This window comes from Alienimonas chondri, from assembly GCF_013036045.1.
Classification (GTDB): domain Bacteria; phylum Planctomycetota; class Planctomycetia; order Planctomycetales; family Planctomycetaceae; genus Alienimonas; species Alienimonas chondri.
Window position 1 is genome coordinate 1 of the sequence record NZ_WTPX01000061.1, and the last position, 17,919, is coordinate 17,919.

Consider the following 17,919-nt stretch of genomic DNA (forward strand, 5'->3'; position numbering starts at 1 on the left):
CGGGGGCGGGGGCGGGCGTTTCACGCGCCGGAGTCCGTCCGATACGATCAACTTTGACATGATCTCGACGACTCGATTCTTGATCGGCGCCTTGCTGCTGGCGGCGCCCGCGGACGCCGGCGCCGGCGGTCCCGCCGATCTGGTCCGCCTCCTGGAGGACGCCGCGTCCTCAGAGACGGCCGTCTATCGATTAAAAGACGACGCGGGGCGAAAGATGGACTGCCTGAAGGTCTTTCAGCCCGACGGGGACGAATTCGCGGGGATTTACTACGGCGTCTACCACTGCCGGGAGAACGGGGTCTTCGTCTCCCATCTCGCTCGTTCCACGGACCTGCGACGCTGGACGCAGGTCGTGGCCCTGGACGAACGGGCCTCGCAACCGACGGTCGCCCCCTACGACGGGGGAAGTTGGCTTCTCGCTTGCGAGAAGGATCAGCCCGGGGCGTGTTGGATCCGCTTGCGCTACTATCGGAGCTTGAACGACCTGCTTCACGGCGCGTATCAAAGGGAAGTCGACCTTCCGCGGACGCTCGCGCCGACGGCAGAGGGGACGCCCAGCGTCGAGTCCGTCACGCTGGGAGAGGACGGCCTCGACGGTTCCGAAATTAAGTTGCGGTTCCACTACTATAAAAACAGGGACGTCGATCAGTTGGCGAGGGGGACGTTGGCGAATTTCGCGACCTGGACGACGACGCCGTCGGCAGGGCTGAACGCGGAGCTCAGGGACGGGGGGTGGCGCGGCAATCTCGGCGACCGCGATCGCTTCGCGTGGCGAGGAGAAACTTACTATCTTCAAGAGGTTCAAAGGAAAAAACACGATTGGAGTTCCTGGCGGATCTGCCTGTGCGACGGCGACGGCATGCCGCTCCGCACGCTGTCGGTTCGTACTCCGCATCAATCCACGGCTTTCGCCAATCCGAACGCCACGCCGGTCGTCGACGCGGAGGGCCGACGACGGCTGGTCGTCACGCTCTTTTTACCCTCCGAAGGGAACGCTCCCTCCGAAGTCGGAACTCTGCTTTATTCCTTCGCTCCGCCGGCGGCGGGCGGCGGGCCGGCGACTTGACGGTTCCGGCGGGTTCGGGTGGGCTGGGGCGGTCGCCCGTCGCACTCCCCTCTTGTCCGGTCCTCACGCGTCTTCATCTCTTCGCTCTGTCGTTCGCGGCTTGGTCGGCGCTCGGGGTTGCGGGGGCCGCGGAACCGGCGGGGTTGCGCGTGGCGACCTATAACATCAAGCACGGCGGGTGGCCGGGGTCGGCCCGCTGGGGGCGTGGTTCCTGCTGTGGCGTGGTCGGGCCGCCCCCGGAACCAGCGACGTACGCGTGCCGAGCGTGCCGCGTCGCTCGTCCGGGGGCGGCCGATCTGCGCTGACACGCTCTCCGGATGCGTCTCGTCGGCCGACCCCGGCCACCCCATGCCGATTCTGCTTCAGGGCCCCGTCACGCCCCATTCCGGGGGGATTGGGTCCAGTGGGATAGGCCCTGCATCTTGTCCCGCGAAGCAGCGGGCGCCGCTCCACATCCAATCCTCCGGTCGTTCGCACAGGCCGCGACGGACCGGGTTGGCGTGGATGTAGTCGATCATCGCCGCGAGCGTCTTCGGTTCCGTCACGTTTCGGTCGTAGCCGGCGCCGGGCTGCCAGAACAGGCGTTCGGTCTTCTTTCCGCGGCGGCGCGTCAGTTGCGGGAGCCAATGCGGGGCGTGTTCCTCAAGATGCGCGAACGCCCGTCGACCGACCGGGGCCTTTAAATCGTGGCGGAACGCCTCTATGGAATAAGAACGCCGCCGCGGATGCACCAGCAGGTGAACATGTTCCGGCATCAGCACGTAGGTCCATACGGCGACGTCGTGCTTCTCGCGAGCCAATGCGAGGGCGTCCGCGAACCAGCCCCGAACCCGGTCGCGTTCCAGAAACCGCAGGCGGCGGTACGTCGAAAACGTCAGTTCATGAGCGTGGCCCGGCTCGTTGAACGTCCGGCGTGGGAGACGAGTCCGGGACACGCAAGCCACCGTGGCGGCGACCGGCGGCGAGGACAACCCGCCCGGCGCCGCTTGACAGTCCCGGCGGGTTCGGGTGGGCTGGAATGGCCTCGTTTCACGCTTCAGATGCCGGTCCTTATGCTTCGCCGCCTGTTCGTTCGATATGTCGCGGCCTGGGCGCTGCTCGGGGTTGCGGGAGCCGCGGAGCCGGAGGGGTTGCGCGTGGCGACCTATAACATCAAGCACGGCGCCGGAAACGACGGCACGGTCGATCTGGCGCGGACGGCGGCCGTGCCCGCGAAGCTGCGCCCGGACGTCGTCGGTCTGCAGGAGGTCGACGAGCACGCCCTACGCAGCGGGTCCGTCGATCAGGCCCGGGATCTGGCGAAGCGGCTGAAGATGCACGCGGCGTTCGGCCCGTTTATGGATTTTCAGGGCGGTCGATACGGGCTAGCGATCCTGTCGAAATTCCCCATTGAATCCTCCCGGGTCGTCAAACTGCCGGCGGGGGGCGAACCGCGCGTCGCGTTGATGGTCGAGGTCCGTCCGCCGGGCGCCGCCGCGGAGGCTCCGCCGGTCACGATCGTGAACGTGCATTTTGATTGGCTCAGCGACGACCGCGACCGGTTCCGTCAGGCGACGACGTTGAAGAAGGAACTCGATGCGCTGCCCGGTCCTTATCTGCTGCTGGGCGACTTCAACGACACGCCGGGGTCGCGGACCCTCGAATTGCTCTCGCGGGGCTGTCTCGAAGCGAAGAAGCCGGCCGACGATCGCTTTACCTTCTCCGCCGTCAAGCCGTCGACGGAAATCGACTATATTTTCGCGGCGCCCGCGGACGGCTGGTCCGTGGAGGGCGCCCGAGTGATCGACGAGCGCGTCGCCTCCGACCACCGCCCCGTCTTCGCAACGTTTCGCCCGCTCCGCGACGCCCCGGCAAGCGGCGCTCGCAAGTGATGCAGCGACCGGCGGTCGGCGGTCGGCTCAGCCGGTGGCTACGGCGCCGGGCCGACGGCGTCGTCGAGCTCGATCGCTTCGAGACGCTGGAGATCGCCGAGTCTTATCGTCACGCGTTGCCGGCTCTGTCGGCGTATTTCAAGAGGAACTTGCGAACCGCCGACGTGAACCGCAATCTTCATAACCCCGAGGCTGCGCCTTGTTACGCTCCGTGACGTCCGCCCGGCGGAGAGGCGGCGACGTCGCCCCCGCATTCACAATTCCTGAAGAGAGCCCGCACGATGTTTCGCAGTACGCTCGGTTTCACTCGCCGCCACGCGTTCGCCTGTGCATTCATGGCCCTCTGCGGAACATGGAGCGCGGCCCCGGCCTCAGCGGAAGATTCTTTCGACGGCGCCGTCTGGCGGGTCAAGCTGACCAGTAAGAAGGAGCCGTCGAAAGTGCGGCACGCCCAGTTCCGCATGGCGGAAAGCGTTCTCTATCAGAAGGTGACGCGGACTGATCCGACCTACTCCAAACGCGTCGGTAAGAACTTCCCTGACGGGAGGCGTACCAGATTCGAGGTCGAAGACTTCCGCGTTCGCCTCGGTCGCAAGGATGACTATGTCACGATCAAAGGCACCGGCCGGATGACTCCGGTCAAGGTCGGCCGATGGCACGGGTTGTTCACCGACGGACGCGGCGACAATTGGGACCTCGTCGCAGATCGCATTGAGGAGTGACCCGCCGCGTCGTCGGCTCGCCTTCTCGGTTCGCATCAGCCGAGGCCGTTGCGGTACCGTGCGATCGACGCCGACGATCGATTTCCCTCTCGAGCGAACCCTCGCGATGACCCGGACCGCACGCCGCCTGTTCGCCTGCCTGTCCTGTTGGGCCGTGGGGGCGACGCTGTTCGTCACACCGCTCTTCGCTCAGGAGACGCCGGCAAAAGGGGACGGGGCGGACCCGAACCGGCATATTTATCTGCTGATCGGTCAGTCCAATATGGCCGGACGGGCGCCGATTTCGGAGGCCGAGGAAGGCGTCGTGCCGCGGTGCTTCTTATTCAACGCCGAGGGCGAGTGGGAGCCGGCCCGCAATCCGTTCAATCGCTATTCCACGATCCGTAAGGGTCTGGGCATGCAGAAGATGAACCCGGGCTACGGGTTCGCGCAGGCGATGCTCGAACAGGCTCCCTTCAAACGGAATGAAGCCCTCACGTTGGGCCTCGTCGTGAACGCCAAGGGCGGCACGCGGATCGAGCAGTGGGCTAAAGGGACGGAGTTTTATAATGAGGCCGTCCGGCGGACGAAAGCGGCGGCCAAGACGGGCGCCTTAAAAGGCGTGCTGTGGCATCAGGGCGAGGGCAACAGCGGACAGCCGGCGGGGTATCTCGACAAATTGAATGCCCTGATCGCGAATCTGCGGGAGGATCTCGACGCCCCCGATTTACCGTTTATCGCGGGGCAGATCCGCGAGGGGGAAGCGATCAACGACGAAATCGCCCGATTGCCCCAGACCACGCCGCACACCGGGTTCGTCAGCTCCAAGGGGCTGACGCTGATGGACAAGGCCCACTTCGACGCGCCCAGCATGAAGCGTCTGGGGGAACGCTACGCCCAGGCAATATCGAAGCTGCACGTGACCGCGGACGCCGCACAGGACGACGGCGACGCGGTTTCGGAACTGAACGATCGTGAAGTCCTCGAAGCCGAGGTCAACGCGAGCGTCGAAGACGTTTGGGCCGCGTTCACCACGACGGACGGTTTGAAGTCCTGGGTGGCGCCGCTGGCGGATATCGACCTCCGCGTCGGCGGCAAGTGGCGGGCGAATTATAACGAGGACGGCGAACTGGGCGACGCGACCACGATTGAGAATACGATCCTCAGCTACGACCCCGAGCGAATGCTCTCGCTGAAGGCGACCGGATTTCCCGAGGGGTTCCCGTTTGCGGACGCGGCCGAGAAGTCCTGGTCCGTCTTATATTTTACCCCCGTGACGGAATCGAAAACGAAGATCACCGTCGTCGGCCTCGGGTACGACGACACGGAGCAATCCCGAAAGATGCGGGCCTACTTTCGGCCGGCCAATCAACATCTGATGACGCAATTGAAAGCGACGCTGGAGGGCGCCGCCGCCGAGCAGGCCGAGTGACGACCGGTTCGTTCCGGGATCGCCGCGGCGCTCCCCCCGGGAAACCCGCCCGCGACGCGCGGGACGGCACCGTTGACGAATGCGGCGTCGGGCAGGACCGTTCTCGGCGCTCCTGATCGTCCCGCCCCGTTTCTCGCCCTCGAATGCCGGATTTCGCCGCCACGCTCGCCCTGCTCCTCGCGTTGGAGCTGGTGCTGGGGGTCGACAATATCGTCGCCCTCTCCATTATCGTCTCCCGCTTGCCGGAGAAGACCCGGCAGCACGCCCGGATCGCCGGGCTAGCGCTGGCCCTCATCGCCCGGCTGGTGATGGTCTGGGGGGCGACTTGGCTGCTGACGCTGACCGAACCGGTAATCGCCGGACGGTCGATCAAAGACCTCATCCTGCTGGCCGGCGGGGCGTTTCTGATTTATAAAGCGACGAAGGAGATTCACCACACCGTCGAGTTGAAGGACGAGGACGCGCCGGTCGGCGCCGGGTCGCCGAAAGCGGCGCTCGCCTCCGCGATCGCGACGATCGTGGCGGTGGACGTGGTATTCGCGCTGGACTCCGTCGTGACCGCCGTGGGCATGACGGACGGGATGGACTCCGTGCATCGCTTTTTGGGCTTTGAAATGACGAGCCAGTTGATCGTCATCGCCCTGGCCGTGGTCCTGAGTTTCGTGGTGCTGCTGTTCGCGGCGGGGCCGATCGGCGAGTTCGTGCTGAACAACCCGTCCTTCAAGATCCTGGCGCTGTCGTTCCTGATCACCATCGGCGTGACGCTGGGGCTGGAGGCGTTCCACCACGAAGTCCCCAAGCCGTATATTTATCTCCCGATGGCCTTCGCCACCGGCGTGCAACTGCTGCAATGGCGGCTGTCCCGCAATGAACGGCGGCGCAAGGCGCTGGACGCTCCGTCGGGGGCGCCGGGCGTCGGGATGGAGTAGAAACCGTCCCCCCGCGTTGAATTCCCGCCGAAGAGGCCGTCGATGTTCTGGGCCGCGGTTTTGCCGTTTCAAATCACCTGTGTGGTCGTCGCCGTGGGTTACGCGGCGTTCGTTCTCGCGGCGCCGAAGCTCAAGTTGAACCGCGGGCACGCGGCGGCGCTTGGTTTAGGACTGAGCGCTCTTGGTTTCATCCCGCTCTGCTTAGGCATCGACGTATTACTGTCGCCGATACGCTTCGGCGTGTTTGAGTACGCCAGCCCCGCGGCGATGGGCGACGGCCACGCGGATCGACGCCTGCCGCCGGAGGCGGGGGAGATCACGATCAATCAATACTCGTCGGGGTTTGAAGCCCGATACACGATCGCCCGATCGGATCTCGACGCTTGGATCGACGCGGAGTGGGAGCGAGCGGGCGAATACGCCGCCATCGAGCGGGAAGAGCCGGAGGAGCCCGCGGACGAACCGACGGCCGAAGAACTCGACAGCCCGGCGGGCAGGCATCGGCAGGAACTGAAAGCCAAACTGCAAGCGCACGCTTGGAGCCGTCTCGCCGAACTCGGCTGGTCGAGGCCGCCGGATGCGGTGGAGATCAAAGGCCCCCGTGCCTCGAACGGCGGCGGCTCGAATTATTTCTACAGCGCGAGCGAAGGCCGGGCCTATCAGCGGGCCTACTATTGGTGAATGCAAACGTCCCGGACGCTTCATGCGTCCGGGACGTTCGACGATTCGCCTTCGGTCTACGCCGCCCTCAGTCGCCGACGCGGCGGAGCTTGCTGGCGCTGGTCAGGTCAACTTTAAAGTCGCCGGGGCCGGAAAGCGTCGCCTTTTGATTGGAGTCCACGGCGGCCAAGCGGGCGTTCGCCACGTCGAACACGACCGTGCCGGTCTGCGTGCCGCCGTCGAATTTCATCGGGGCTCCCTCCTGCTCGCTGGCCGGCTTGAGCGTGCTGGCGAGGGTGATGACGGCCGCTTTGTCGTCGGCGTTTTTGAGGGTCAGCGTGCGGGCGTCCGTCACCTTGCCGAAGGCGAGTTCGAGGGTTTCCTCAGCGCTCCAGCTCTCGCCGACCGCGGTGCCGGTCGGGGGGAGCGTATATCCGCGGTCGGTGAACAGCAGTTTGACCTGCTCCTCTTTGAACTGGTTGCCCGGCCCGGCGGCGGCGATGGCGCGGGTCACCTTGGCGGGCATCTCGACGGATTTCACCTCGCCGTCGGCGGCGATCGTGCCAGCGAAGGTCTGCCCGGCGAGGCTGCCAAGCACCCGCAGCCGCTCCGGCAGCGTGGCCGGGTCGCGGGCCTCGTCGCCCTCGGCGGCGCTGTCGAACGTCACCGCCTCAGCGTCGCCGCCGGTCGCCTTGACCGTCACCCGCCGCACGGTGCGGTCCACCACCGCGGAGCCGTCGTCGTTCACGCTTTTCACCTCCCACTTCAGCACGATCCCGAGGTCGTTCTTCACTTCGGAGGTCTGCCCCAACTGGGTGATGCTCGCGGTGGTGCTTTGGGTGAAGGCGAAGGTGTGCGTATCGCCCGCTTTAAAGTCCCACCGCGCCTCCGCGGCATGCGCCGTTTGGAGGCCGAAGGAAGAACCGAGGAGGGCGAGGGCGGCGAGGGCGAGCGGCGAACGCATGGAAGATCAGGTCGAAGCGGGGAGCGGGACGGCCATCCTATCGCCCCGCGGGACCGCGCCGAACCGAGTCGCCGTGGGGCCGATGTTGATTCAGTGTCGGAACGAGACGATCCCCGTGCCGCGGGCGCGGGCGTCCTGCAGCGCGAGGCGATACTGCTCGACTTCCTCCTGAAGCTCCTCGGCGGACGGCGTGCGCAGGCTAGGCAGTTGAATGCCCAGCCGCTTCTGAAGCGCCCAACCGAGGATTCGCATCCGCAGCGGCGGCTTCTTCGGCTTGCCCGGCGGGGCGTCCAGCGCGGCGAGTTCCTTTTCGATCTCCGCCGGCAGGAGGAAGCCGATCTCGGGGAAGTCGGCTTCGTCGACCGGAATCGGGATCGGCGACCCGGACCCCGGCAGTCGCAGTGCGTAAGGCAGATCCCGGACGCAAGCGACCTCCCCGTCCAACAACTCGCCGTCCGTGAAATGCTCGCAGAGACCTTTGAGGACGTAGCCGTACGTCCCGGCCTGTTTGTCGCCGTCCTGCTCCGCGGTTCCGGCGACGATGCGGCGGAGGGCCTCGTCCGGCTCCAGATCGCAGCAGGAGGCGCCCTCGAACCCCTCCGGCGGATCGGCGAGGAAGCGGTCGAGAAACGCCTCGTCGTTCGACCCGTACAGCGACCGCAACCGCTGGGGGTCGACGCCGTAAAACATATGGGCGTAGCTCATCGCGGCGTCGATCTCATGCGGGGCATGGCGGGCGGCAGGACGGTTTAAACAACCGCCCCGCCGCCCGCAACGGCGTCATCCCGCCAACCTCCGCCGATTAGTCGAGGCTCATCGTGACGGTCTTCTGTTCGAGGTAGTTGGACAGCGCCGCCTCGCCCAGTTCGCGGCCCATACCGCTTTCCTTGAAGCCGCCGAAGGGGGCGGCGGCGTCGAACACGTCGTAGCAGTTCACCCAGACCGTGCCGGCCCGCAGGGCGGCGGCGGCTTTATGGGCCTTGGCCACGTCCCGCGTATAAACCGCGGCGGCGAGGCCGTAGTTCGTCGTATTGCCGCGGCGGACGACGTCGTCCACGTCTTTGAACTTCTGAATCTGCATCACGGGGCCGAAGATCTCCTCCTGCGCGATCGTCATGTCGTCCTGCACGTCGGCGAAGACCGTGGGCTCGATAAAGAACCCCTTGTCGCCGTAGCGGGAGCCGCCCGTCTTGAGCGTCGCCCCGGAGTTCTTGCCGCTCTCCACGTAGTTCATAATCGTATCGAACTGCTCCTTGGAGATCTGCGGGCCCTGCTCCGTCGCTTCGTCGAACGGGTCGCCGACCTTTCGGTTCGAGGCCATGTCGGTCAGCGTCTCGACCATCTCGTCATACACGGGTTCTTCGACGAGGATGCGGCTGCCGGCGCAGCAGGCCTGGCCCTGGTTGAGGAACAGCCCGACGAACGCCCCGGCGGCGGCCTGTTTGAGGTCGGCGTCGGCGAAGATAATGTTCGGGCTTTTGCCGCCCAGTTCGAGCGTCACCCGCTTCATACTATTGGCCGCCTCCCGCATGACGTGCTTGCCGACGGAGGTGCTGCCGGTGAACGCCACTTTATCGATCTGGGGATTGTCCAGAATCCCCTGACCCGCAGTCGGGCCGTAGCCGGGAACGACGTTAATCACCCCGTCCGGGAAGCCGGCCTCCTGGGCGAGTTCCGCCATCCGCAGGCAACTCAGCGGCGTTTGCTCCGCCGGCTTCATGACGATCGTGCAGCCGGCGGCCAGCGCCGGTCCCCACTTCCAGCTGACCATCAGCATCGGGAAGTTCCAAGGGATAATCTGCCCCGCCACGCCGATCGGTTCTTTGCGGAGATAACAGAAGTGATTGCCGCGGATCGGCACGGTGCTGCCGTGGATCTTGTCGGCCCAGCCGGCGTAATACCGCAGGCAGTCGATGACCAGCGGAAGGTCGGCGGACTTCGCTTCGCCGATCGGTTTGCCGTTGTCCAGCACCTCCAGCCGAGCGAGGTCGTCGAGGTTGTCCTCGACCAGATCGGCCAGTTTATACAGCAGCCGGCCGCGGTCCCGGGCGTCCATCTTCCGCCACGGGCCGTCCTCGAAGGCCTTGCGGGCGGCGGTCGCGGCGCGGTCGATGTCTTCGGCGTCGCCCTCGGCGACGCGGGCGATCACTTCCTCGGTCGCGGGGTTGATCGTCTCGAAGGTCTTGCCGGAGACGGCGTCGAGCCATTCCCCGTCGATGAAGCACTGCGTCGGTCCCAGCTTCACGCCTTTCGCGGAGGCCCGCCCGTTGGCGGTCTGGGCGGCCGGCGAATGCGCGGGACGATCGAGGGTCGTGGACATCGGGGGAGACTCCGAACGGAGGGAACGGCGAACCGCCCGATTGTACCGGCGCCGTCCGATGCGTGCGTGGGTCGATTCGCTGAACGGTTGTCTGCAGCGGGGTGACGGGGGGACGCCGCTCGCCGTATCATCGAATGATTCCGCCCACCAGACGCCGGTCCCCATGTCCGCCGCCCCGCCTGCCGTTCCCGCGTCCGCCGCGGACCGCGAAGCCGCCGCGGACGGTTCTTCCGCTCGAGAACGCCTGCCGATCGGCCGGATGACCGTCGACGCGGACGGCACGGTCTACGCGAACGCGTCCCGGTTTAAGGCCCGGCTCATCGTGGAGGCCTATAAAGCCGGGGTGTCGCCGGAGGAGTATGCCTCTCCCGAGATGTACGGCCACGCCGTCACCGAGGCCGACGTCCACGCCGTCATCGCCTGGTATCTGCAAAATCGGGAGGCGGTGGACGAGGAACTGCGGGACCGCGCCCGAACCGAGGAAGAGGCGTACGCCCGGTATCTCGCCGATCCGAAAACCATCGAACGCCGTGACCGATTGCGACGGCATCAGGACGCGATGCTCCGAGCCGGCCGACTGCCGCGGGCGGACGGATGAGTACGGGAACCGCCGAATCCCCCTTCGGAATCCGGTTCTACTGCGACGAACACGTCCCGTCCGTCGTCGTCGACCAGCTGCGGGGACGGGGCGTCGACTGCCTGACCGTCCAGCAGGACGGTCGCGGCGGGTTGTCGGACTCTGACGTGCTGGATCGCGCCGGAGTGCTCGGCCGGGTCGTGCTGACCAGCGACGCCGGCTTTGCTCGCATCGCCCACGAACGCCAGCGGAACGGCGCCCCCTTCGCAGGCGTGGTCAAGCTAAACGATCCCTCCGCAGCGGTCGCCGACCTGCTCGTGCTGGCGGAATGCTACGGCCCGGACGACATGGCCGACCGCATCGAGTATCTACCGCTTTGAGTCCCCGCCCCGTCGATCTACCGATGCCCCGATCCGTCGCCCGATTCCTCACGCTCCTGATCGCCGCGAGCCTTGTTCCGACGGCGCTGGCGAACGACGGCCGGCCGAACGTGCTGATCGTGTATGCGGACGATCAGGGGTCCGTCGATCTGGGCTGCTTCCCGGAGGAACTGCGGGGACAGGACGATTTAGAGACGCCGCACCTCGATCGGTTGGCCGCCGGGGGGCTGACGCTGACGCAAATGTACGCCCCGGCGCCGGTTTGCTCCGCCAGCCGGGTCGGCCTGCTGACCGGTCGCTACCCCGCTCGGGCCGGGCAACCGGGGAACGGCCCGCTGGCGGCGGAGGAGACGACGCTCGCGGAGGTCTTCCGCGACGCCGGCTACCGCACCGGATTAGTGGGCAAGTGGCACCTCGGCAGCGACGGCGATCGAAACCCCGCCGGGCAGGGGTTCGGGGACTCGTTCGGGCACCTCGGCGGGTGCATCGATAACTATTCGCACTTCTTTTATTGGAACGGCCCGAACCGTCACGACCTGTTCGACAACGGCCGCGAGGTCTATCGCCCCGGCGAGTATTTTCCGCGGCTGATGGTCGATCGCTGCAAGGCCTTCGTCGGCGAGGGGGGCGACGCGGTCGTCGACGAGAAACCTTGGCTGCTGTATTGGGCGTTCAACGCCCCGCATTATCCCTATCAGGGGGAGCCGGAGTGGCTGGAGCGGTACGCGGACCTGCCGACGCCCCGGCGGGAGTATTGCGCGTTCGTCTCCTCGATGGATCGCTACATCGGCGAACTGCTGGACCATTTAGAAGCGACCGACCAGGCGGAGAACACGATCGTCGTATTCCAGGCGGACCACGGCCACAGCACGGAGACGCGGGCGTTCGGCGGGGGCGGCAACGCGGGGCCGTATCGGGGGGCGAAGTACTCGCTGTTCGAGGGCGGCATCCGCGTGCCGGCGGTCGTTCGCTACCCGCAACGGTTCCCGGCGGGAGAGCGGCGGGAGCAGTTCCTCACCGGCTGCGACTGGCTGCCGACGCTGTGCGATTTGTGCGACGTGCCGCCGCCGGCCGTCACGCTGGACGGACGGTCGATCGCCGACGTGTTGGCGGACGACGCCCCGCTCGATCGCCCGCCCTATTATTGGCAGATGGGCGGCGGGGCGAAGCCGCAATGGGCCGTGCGGGAGGGCCGTTGGAAACTACTCGCCCGCCCGCTGGACACGACCCAACCGCAAACCGAGCGCCCCAACGGCGGCCGGCTGCCGGGCGAATACTTCCTCGCCGACCTCAACGCCGACCCGGGCGAGCGAACGAACCTCGCCGCTGAGCATCCCGAGATCGTCGAGCGCCTCCGCGGGGTGCGGGCGGAGATCGTTGCGGGGTTCGACGATGGGGCAGAGTGACGGACTGCGTTGCCCCCGCCCCCCGGCAAACGTTCACGCCGGCGCGGGGGCGAATCACGCCGGTCGGCTGCGCAAGCCAACCGGCGCGGGGGCGAGCGCCGCGGCGTCCGTCATCAACGTCGGCCGCGGCGCTGCGCCCCGCGAGAAACCAACCGCCGCCCGCCTCAATGCGGGGCGGCGAGGAATCGGTCCCCCCACCCCCAAGCCGATCGGGGCTATATGGCCGGAACGCTCTCCCGGGTCTGAGGTTGGGGAAACCAACCGCCTCGGCCGGATCGCGGACCGCACGGGAACGGCGGATTGACGCGACCGCGGCGTCGCCGCAAGCTGGCGCCGGAGGAACGTGCCATGCTCGCCGCACCGAATCGTCATGGTCTCGACCGTGACGTCCGCCGTCGCCGCCAACCGGAGGCGACCGTCTCGAACGCCAATTCCGCCGCAGTGCGTCGGCGCGATCTCCCGAAGCGGGCCGCCGCCCACGCGTTCCGGCACTCGTTCGCGACGCACCTGATCGAGGCCGGCTACGACATCCGCACGGTGCAGGAACTCCTTGGGCACAAGGACGTTCGGACGACGATGGCGTCCACGCACGTCCTCAACCGGGGCGGCCGGGGCGTGCGGAGCCCGGCGGACTTCGACCTGCCCGGTTCGGGATAACGCTCGCGTGCTATCCGGAACACTTCCGAAGAAACATTGTTACCCGATCGAATCACGTGACTCTAACGGATGAACAGCAGCAGTTTGTCGATTCACTTCGGTCACAAAAATACACGCTCCATCAACTCCGCATGCAAGCGCAGGGTCTGCCGCGATCTAAACGCGTTGGTGCGTTGCTCCATATCTTCACCGATTCGAACAACTACAACGACCAGCAGACGGCGGGACGATTGCTTCTCGACTTAAAACCGACATGTCCACATCCACTTCCTGACGTCCTTGACGCGATCGCACCAAACTGGAATGTGAGCGTAGAGGAACTCGTCTACTACTTGTCTGACGTTTTCGGCCCCGTGATGGTTGTTGACACTGCTCTTGAATTGGCGTCAAAATATGACGACGACGACCGCAGGAACCGGGCCTTGAGTACAGTCGCTTGGTGGCTCAAACGTCGTGTCGAGGACGGCGGGTAACAATCGCGTGCACCCGAGTACGCGAGTCGGGCGGACTTGAAGTTGAAAATTTTTCGCGCGTACCGGGTGACGCGTAACGTTAGACCTACTAAGTGAATGACAACGATTATCAGAAGGCTGACCAAGGATAGTTCAGAGAACTACGCGACTGTCTGTGATTATGAGTGGAGACTAAGAGAGCAGGTTGAGGCGTTGCAGGACTGGTTGAAAAAGAACCGCCACAGTCTTCCCAAGGGCAACAAGTGGATTGCAGATATAGGTTTTAGCGTGCGCCCTGACGCGCTTGCCGGCGGTCCTCCAATCTACCGGCGAATGATGGAAATGTGCCTTGAAGTCAATATGGAGATATACCTTTCAGAGTATGGTGGGGTAGAGGTCTAACCCGCCATTGCAGCAGACCCGCTTCGCGGGCGGCTGAATGGCAATCCCGTTAGCTGGACAGGAGCATGTTCCCGTACCGCGTCACAAAATACGATCCAGTGCACCGCGATGAGCTCGGTCGCTACGCGAGAGACGATTGGACCTCTTTCGCGGACGTGGGACGCGAGTGCGCGGGGGCAATCCTGACTCTCGACGAATACGAACGTGTCGAGAGCACCTACATCGACAGTGCCCTCGGCTTTTTGCGGGAAGCCGACGTTCGTTCCTTGAGTGCGCGTGGCGTAGAGAACGCTTCGGGTTCTTCGGTAGCGCCCACGGAGGGCGCGAGCTTGGAACCGCTTGCGCTCGGGGCCGTCATGCAGGGAATCTTGCGCGAAGACTTCTGGTGTAGACTGGAAGCGCCGGCTGCGTTCGTCCACTTCGGCTGGGACTATTACATGTACGTTGGCGTTCCGGCACGTTGCGAGTCGGCATGTGAAGTTGCTCGCAGGCGTGGGCTGTTCGTGGAGCCCTTCGAATCGCCGTATCGCGAGAGCGACGATCCGCACGAGGAGGCCAGCTAACGCCATTCCGTTCATCAGCGGAAGGCGGGTTGACTGAACCCAACGAGTTACGAAGTCCCCCGATACTCTCAAAAGGCGACTGCCGTGAAGACGTGCCTCCAAGCCGCACTGTATGCAACGTTCGTCGCGGCGTTGAGCGTCGGCGCCTCGCCGACTGACAAGTTCAGCGACGCCGCGGAGCGAGGCGGCGACCAGACGGAGTTCGACGACGCGGTCGCGGCACAGCCGAAGCTCCTGCGCGTCTCCGGGAAGTTCGACGGTAGCGGACGGATCGTCTTTCGTCGCGATGCCGTACGCTACGTCCACAAGCACTGGGGGCGTCCGAGGGCCGTCCTCTTCGACGGCGAGCCTTGGACGAAGCTTGATCGGACCCCTGCGCCGTGGCGCGATTTCGGAGACCGATTGGACTTATCGAAGGCATGGATCGTTCAACGTCAAGGCCGAGACGCCATCGCCCTCGAACACACGCCCGACGGTTTTGATCTTTACATCTGCGACTCGCCGAACGGCGCCGCCGACTACGCCGTGACGCTCGCCGTCCCCCGACGACCTTAGGGCTGCTGACAATCGAAAGGGGAGACCAAGACCTGACGACGGCAAACAACGAACGATCACACACGGAGCCGCGGATCGCACGGGGTCGGAGATCGACGTCGTTCGCCGCCGCCCGGTTATGCTGGTCGTTCGTTGACAGATCATCGATTCGCATTTGAACGACGCCATGCACAGTCTCGCCAGCGTTGAGATCGACCGGCCCATCGGCGAAGTCTTCACTTACACCGACGAGAAGGTCGCGGAGTGGAGCCTCACCGTCGTCGAGAACGAGGTCGTCGAGGAGAAAAACGGCGTCGGCACGACCTTCCGCTGCGTCACCGAAGAGAGGGGCCGCCGCATGGAGTTCCAAGGCGTCGTCACCCTCTGGGAGCCGCCCGCCAAGTCTGCGATTCGCCTAACCGGAAAGAGCTTCGACATTGAGGCCGAATACCGCTTCGAAGACTTAAACGGCCGCACCCGTGTGACGCAGGAATCCACCGTGCGCGGCAAAGGCTTCGTCAAGGTCGTGTTCCTCCTGTTCGGTCGGTTCATGAACAAACAGGGCTGCGACGCCGCCATGAGGGAACTGGAGAGCCTGAAGACTAAGCTCGAAAGCGGCGCCGGAGCGGCGACGGGGGCATCAGTTTGAATTCCTAATCGTTCGCCGCCGCCCGGCGAACGCGGTCGTTCCGCAGCAACTTTTGAAATGCCTGCCTTGAAAGCGTCCGACGAACCAATGCCGGAGATCGACGCCTTCATCCTATTGATCCGCGACCATCGAACCATGGACGCGTTGGCGATGCTCGAAGCGTCCCCGGCATTGTCCAGGCAGCGCCCTGATCGATCGGGACGACTGCACGGCGCTTCGCCCCTGCATTGGGCCGCGCATCGCAATGACACGGAAGTGTGCCGGCGTCTCATCGAACTCGGCGCCGATGTAAACGATTCCGCAGGTGATTGGTGGCTGACTCCCCTCTCGTGGGGCGCCGACGCCGGCAGCGGCGAAGCCGTCGAACTCCTGCTCGCGAGCGGCGCCGACGTCAATCAGGACGCCATCGTGGGGACGACCGCCCTGCACGCGGTCGCGATGGGCGGGTCGACGCAGGGCAAACGCGACCCGGATGCGTATGAAAAAACCGCTGAATTACTGATCCGCAACGGCGCGGACGTCAACCGGCGAACGAACGAGCAGCGAACGCCGTTGGATGAAGCGATCGACAACGGAAACGATGCCGTCGCAAACGTCCTGCGGCGACACGGAGCGCTGACTTCGAAGGCGTCATCTTAGAGAGGGTGCGGAACAAGTGCGTGAGCCGGAGCGGCGGACCACTCGAGATCTGGAATCAACGTCAACCGCCGCCGCTCAGGTACGCTGGTCGTCAGACGGCAAGCCGACGAGTCGTCAGAGCAGCGACTTCGACAGACCGCCACGAATACGTACGGCATCAACGATGGGGCAGGACGACTCTTCGAAAAAGGCGAGAGCCGCCCTCCGGGCCGCCCGCAGGCGCCGCGATACCGAACTGCGCTGGGGCGACCTCGAATGGAGTCCGTCGTCGATTCCAGACGAAATCGAGACGCTCGACGCCTTGGAATCGCTCGACGTCAATGCGGAAGCGATCACCGATTTTTGGCCGCTGGCGAAGTTCACGCAACTCCGCGCGTTGGGGATCTACAGCGTTCGCGACGTCGACCTGACGCCGCTGGGGCGACTTCGCGGATTGCAGACTCTGCAGGTCACCGGCGACGGCGTCACGAACCTCGAATTCATCCGTCCTCTGACCGATCTCGATTCGCTGGTCGTCCAGGGACCGATCGATGATTGGGGACCGCTGTCCGGCCTCGCCAAACTGAAGCATCTGGCGATCCAAAGCGATGATCAGACCGACATCGCCCCGCTCTCCCGTCTGAGCCGCTTGGAAAGCCTCAGCATGACCGACGGAGACGTGAGCGACCTGAGCCCGTTGTCCCGACTGACCAAGCTGCAAGTTCTCGAGTTTTACTGGGGCTTTCCCAAAGACATCCGCCCTCTGGCCAGTTTAACGAGCCTGAAGAAGCTCAAACTGTACGCGACCTACGAGGTGACCGACCTGAGCCCGCTGTTCGGTCTGACGAACCTGAGGCGGGTCGAACTCTCCGACTGTACCGGGTTGTCTCATCAAGAAGTTGACCGCCTGCGGGCGGCTTTGCCGAAGTGCGAAGTTCGCTAATCCGCTCGTCGGCCAAAACATCGGTCTGGCAGGACGGCGGATCGCCAGAGCGTGAACGCGGAAGCGCCGATCAGGCGTTCTTTAAAAGGAACCTGAAGGACGGCGTCGGTTCCGCCCGTCGGGGCGGGCGGCGGGCGATAACCCTTGGTCGGGTGCGTCGGTCGCGGCAGGTCCCCGGGGAGACCGTTCGGCGGGGCGATCGAGGGTCGTAGACATTGGGTGAGGCTCCGAGCGGAGAAACGACGAACCGCCCGATTGCGCCGCCGCCCGATGCGTGCGCGGGCGAACCAATCGGCTGCAACCGGATCTCCCGACGAGAACCGCGACCGCCAGGGAGCCGGCTCCGAGGACTCGGCGGGAGATCGATCGCTTCCATGCTCCGAAAGATCGTCCAGAAGCCGGCGCCCCTTTAATTCCCATCCGCACCCCGGGGTGTATCGGCGACTCCGGTAGCTCACTGCAATTCGCAGTTATTTCGAGAATTTAGGTTACTTCGAGATCGGTCGGTCAAGCTCTCTCGGCGCCGCGATCCGCAAGCCAGACGACGCAATCGTGATCGGGATTGTCCCAATTGACCGTCCCAGTGAGATACGCCCGCCCGCCCGCCGGCCAGACACGAACGATGCGAGGAGTCCGAAGCGCCGTTCGATGCGGCATGGGCGACGTCCGAGGGGGAGGCGACAGCAGGATGGAACGATTCTGGAGCCGGCTCCCTGACGGTCGCGGTTCCTCATTGAACCCTCCTCGACGGCTGGAGAGCCTTGCGCGTCGCACCAAATATTTGACCGACCTTCC

At 65.2% G+C, this 17,919-nt stretch carries 21 protein-coding genes and 1 pseudogene; 18 read left to right on the forward strand and 4 right to left on the reverse strand.

Annotation, left to right across the window (positions count from 1 at the left end):
- Positions 1 to 58: 58 nt before the first annotated feature.
- Positions 59 to 1,066 carry a hypothetical protein gene (locus LzC2_RS10765; RefSeq protein ID WP_171186726.1) on the forward strand — a complete coding sequence of 336 codons (1,008 nt, stop codon included), beginning with the start codon at positions 59 to 61 and terminating at the stop codon, positions 1,064 to 1,066.
- A 362-nt stretch (positions 1,067 to 1,428) separates the two neighbouring features.
- Here the strand turns inward: LzC2_RS10765 and LzC2_RS10770 are convergent, their stop codons facing one another.
- On the reverse strand, positions 1,429 to 2,001 hold the full coding sequence (locus LzC2_RS10770; protein ID WP_171186729.1) for an REP-associated tyrosine transposase: 573 nt from the start codon (positions 1,999 to 2,001) through the stop codon (positions 1,429 to 1,431).
- Between the two features lie 117 nt (positions 2,002 to 2,118).
- Here LzC2_RS10770 and LzC2_RS10775 point away from each other — a divergent pair, with 117 nt between their 5' ends.
- The 6 genes from LzC2_RS10775 (at position 2,119) to LzC2_RS10795 (ending at position 6,680) form a co-directional block, all read left to right on the forward strand.
- Positions 2,119 to 2,937 carry an endonuclease/exonuclease/phosphatase family protein gene (locus tag LzC2_RS10775; RefSeq protein ID WP_171186731.1) on the forward strand — a complete coding sequence of 273 codons (819 nt, stop codon included), beginning with the start codon at positions 2,119 to 2,121 and terminating at the stop codon, positions 2,935 to 2,937.
- Positions 2,937 to 3,152, forward strand: a complete 216-nt coding sequence (locus LzC2_RS21835; RefSeq protein ID WP_206678659.1) for a hypothetical protein — start codon at positions 2,937 to 2,939, stop codon at positions 3,150 to 3,152. Before LzC2_RS10775 ends, LzC2_RS21835 begins: the two co-directional genes overlap by 1 nt.
- A 66-nt stretch (positions 3,153 to 3,218) precedes the next feature.
- On the forward strand, positions 3,219 to 3,659 hold the full coding sequence (locus tag LzC2_RS10780) for a hypothetical protein (RefSeq protein ID WP_171186733.1): 441 nt from the start codon (positions 3,219 to 3,221) through the stop codon (positions 3,657 to 3,659).
- A 106-nt stretch (positions 3,660 to 3,765) separates the two neighbouring features.
- Positions 3,766 to 5,070 (forward strand): sialate O-acetylesterase, encoded by a 1,305-nt coding sequence (locus LzC2_RS10785; RefSeq protein WP_171186735.1) that lies wholly within the window; start codon positions 3,766 to 3,768, stop codon positions 5,068 to 5,070.
- A 143-nt stretch (positions 5,071 to 5,213) separates the two neighbouring features.
- Positions 5,214 to 5,999, forward strand: a complete 786-nt coding sequence (locus LzC2_RS10790; protein WP_171186737.1) for a TerC family protein — start codon at positions 5,214 to 5,216, stop codon at positions 5,997 to 5,999.
- Between the two features lie 42 nt (positions 6,000 to 6,041).
- Entirely contained in the window at positions 6,042 to 6,680 is a 639-nt protein-coding gene (locus tag LzC2_RS10795; RefSeq protein ID WP_171186742.1) for a hypothetical protein, read from the forward strand.
- A 67-nt stretch (positions 6,681 to 6,747) separates the two neighbouring features.
- Here the strand turns inward: LzC2_RS10795 and LzC2_RS10800 are convergent, their stop codons facing one another.
- From LzC2_RS10800 to LzC2_RS10810, 3 genes are all read right to left on the reverse strand, one after another.
- The gene (locus tag LzC2_RS10800; protein ID WP_171186744.1) at positions 6,748 to 7,623 is read right to left on the reverse strand and encodes a DUF6263 family protein; all 876 of its coding nucleotides are present in this window, start codon (positions 7,621 to 7,623) and stop codon (positions 6,748 to 6,750) included.
- Positions 7,624 to 7,713: 90 nt separating this feature from the next.
- Positions 7,714 to 8,328, reverse strand: a complete 615-nt coding sequence (locus LzC2_RS10805) for a DUF7691 family protein (protein ID WP_171186746.1) — start codon at positions 8,326 to 8,328, stop codon at positions 7,714 to 7,716.
- Positions 8,329 to 8,425: 97 nt separating this feature from the next.
- The gene (locus LzC2_RS10810) at positions 8,426 to 9,943 is read right to left on the reverse strand and encodes an aldehyde dehydrogenase family protein (protein WP_171186748.1); all 1,518 of its coding nucleotides are present in this window, start codon (positions 9,941 to 9,943) and stop codon (positions 8,426 to 8,428) included.
- Positions 9,944 to 10,106: 163 nt separating this feature from the next.
- Between LzC2_RS10810 and LzC2_RS10815 the strand changes: the two genes are divergently transcribed.
- The 11 genes and pseudogenes from LzC2_RS10815 to LzC2_RS10865 all read left to right on the forward strand — a co-directional run bounded on the left by LzC2_RS10815 (position 10,107) and on the right by LzC2_RS10865 (position 17,124).
- Positions 10,107 to 10,541: a DUF433 domain-containing protein gene (locus LzC2_RS10815; protein ID WP_171186750.1), complete on the forward strand. Its 435-nt coding sequence runs from the start codon at positions 10,107 to 10,109 to the stop codon at positions 10,539 to 10,541.
- Positions 10,538 to 10,900 (forward strand): DUF5615 family PIN-like protein, encoded by a 363-nt coding sequence (locus LzC2_RS10820; RefSeq protein ID WP_171186752.1) that lies wholly within the window; start codon positions 10,538 to 10,540, stop codon positions 10,898 to 10,900. The genes LzC2_RS10815 and LzC2_RS10820 overlap by 4 nt, the downstream gene beginning before the upstream one ends.
- A gap of 23 nt (positions 10,901 to 10,923) precedes the next feature.
- Positions 10,924 to 12,306 (forward strand): sulfatase family protein, encoded by a 1,383-nt coding sequence (locus LzC2_RS10825; RefSeq protein ID WP_171186754.1) that lies wholly within the window; start codon positions 10,924 to 10,926, stop codon positions 12,304 to 12,306.
- Positions 12,307 to 12,693: 387 nt separating this feature from the next.
- Positions 12,694 to 12,963 (forward strand): annotated as a pseudogene (locus LzC2_RS10830) (tyrosine-type recombinase/integrase); the annotation flags it as partial.
- A 56-nt stretch (positions 12,964 to 13,019) separates the two neighbouring features.
- On the forward strand, positions 13,020 to 13,436 hold the full coding sequence (locus tag LzC2_RS10835) for a hypothetical protein (protein WP_171186759.1): 417 nt from the start codon (positions 13,020 to 13,022) through the stop codon (positions 13,434 to 13,436).
- 96 nt (positions 13,437 to 13,532) lie between these two features.
- Entirely contained in the window at positions 13,533 to 13,817 is a 285-nt protein-coding gene (locus tag LzC2_RS10840; RefSeq protein ID WP_171186761.1) for a hypothetical protein, read from the forward strand.
- A 65-nt stretch (positions 13,818 to 13,882) separates the two neighbouring features.
- On the forward strand, positions 13,883 to 14,380 hold the full coding sequence (locus LzC2_RS10845) for a hypothetical protein (RefSeq protein WP_171186763.1): 498 nt from the start codon (positions 13,883 to 13,885) through the stop codon (positions 14,378 to 14,380).
- An 84-nt stretch (positions 14,381 to 14,464) separates the two neighbouring features.
- Positions 14,465 to 14,935: a hypothetical protein gene (locus tag LzC2_RS10850; RefSeq protein ID WP_171186765.1), complete on the forward strand. Its 471-nt coding sequence runs from the start codon at positions 14,465 to 14,467 to the stop codon at positions 14,933 to 14,935.
- 154 nt (positions 14,936 to 15,089) lie between these two features.
- On the forward strand, positions 15,090 to 15,563 hold the full coding sequence (locus LzC2_RS10855; RefSeq protein ID WP_171186767.1) for an SRPBCC family protein: 474 nt from the start codon (positions 15,090 to 15,092) through the stop codon (positions 15,561 to 15,563).
- Between the two features lie 57 nt (positions 15,564 to 15,620).
- On the forward strand, positions 15,621 to 16,202 hold the full coding sequence (locus LzC2_RS10860) for an ankyrin repeat domain-containing protein (RefSeq protein ID WP_171186769.1): 582 nt from the start codon (positions 15,621 to 15,623) through the stop codon (positions 16,200 to 16,202).
- Between the two features lie 163 nt (positions 16,203 to 16,365).
- Positions 16,366 to 17,124 carry a leucine-rich repeat domain-containing protein gene (locus tag LzC2_RS10865; protein ID WP_171186771.1) on the forward strand — a complete coding sequence of 253 codons (759 nt, stop codon included), beginning with the start codon at positions 16,366 to 16,368 and terminating at the stop codon, positions 17,122 to 17,124.
- The last annotated feature ends 795 nt before the right edge of the window (positions 17,125 to 17,919 follow it).

Coding starts and splice junctions, on each gene's coding strand:
- LzC2_RS10765 (WP_171186726.1), top strand. CDS start 59: ATGATCTCGACGACTCGATTCTTGATCGGCGCCTTGCTGCTGGCGGCG.
- LzC2_RS10775 (WP_171186731.1), top strand. CDS start 2,119: ATGCTTCGCCGCCTGTTCGTTCGATATGTCGCGGCCTGGGCGCTGCTC.
- LzC2_RS21835 (WP_206678659.1), top strand. CDS start 2,937: ATGCAGCGACCGGCGGTCGGCGGTCGGCTCAGCCGGTGGCTACGGCGC.
- LzC2_RS10780 (WP_171186733.1), top strand. CDS start 3,219: ATGTTTCGCAGTACGCTCGGTTTCACTCGCCGCCACGCGTTCGCCTGT.
- LzC2_RS10785 (WP_171186735.1), top strand. CDS start 3,766: ATGACCCGGACCGCACGCCGCCTGTTCGCCTGCCTGTCCTGTTGGGCC.
- LzC2_RS10790 (WP_171186737.1), top strand. CDS start 5,214: ATGCCGGATTTCGCCGCCACGCTCGCCCTGCTCCTCGCGTTGGAGCTG.
- LzC2_RS10795 (WP_171186742.1), top strand. CDS start 6,042: ATGTTCTGGGCCGCGGTTTTGCCGTTTCAAATCACCTGTGTGGTCGTC.
- LzC2_RS10800 (WP_171186744.1), bottom strand. CDS start 7,623: ATGCGTTCGCCGCTCGCCCTCGCCGCCCTCGCCCTCCTCGGTTCTTCC.
- LzC2_RS10805 (WP_171186746.1), bottom strand. CDS start 8,328: ATGAGCTACGCCCATATGTTTTACGGCGTCGACCCCCAGCGGTTGCGG.
- LzC2_RS10810 (WP_171186748.1), bottom strand. CDS start 9,943: ATGTCCACGACCCTCGATCGTCCCGCGCATTCGCCGGCCGCCCAGACC.
- LzC2_RS10815 (WP_171186750.1), top strand. CDS start 10,107: ATGTCCGCCGCCCCGCCTGCCGTTCCCGCGTCCGCCGCGGACCGCGAA.
- LzC2_RS10820 (WP_171186752.1), top strand. CDS start 10,538: ATGAGTACGGGAACCGCCGAATCCCCCTTCGGAATCCGGTTCTACTGC.
- LzC2_RS10825 (WP_171186754.1), top strand. CDS start 10,924: ATGCCCCGATCCGTCGCCCGATTCCTCACGCTCCTGATCGCCGCGAGC.
- LzC2_RS10840 (WP_171186761.1), top strand. CDS start 13,533: ATGACAACGATTATCAGAAGGCTGACCAAGGATAGTTCAGAGAACTAC.
- LzC2_RS10845 (WP_171186763.1), top strand. CDS start 13,883: ATGTTCCCGTACCGCGTCACAAAATACGATCCAGTGCACCGCGATGAG.
- LzC2_RS10860 (WP_171186769.1), top strand. CDS start 15,621: ATGCCTGCCTTGAAAGCGTCCGACGAACCAATGCCGGAGATCGACGCC.
- LzC2_RS10865 (WP_171186771.1), top strand. CDS start 16,366: ATGGGGCAGGACGACTCTTCGAAAAAGGCGAGAGCCGCCCTCCGGGCC.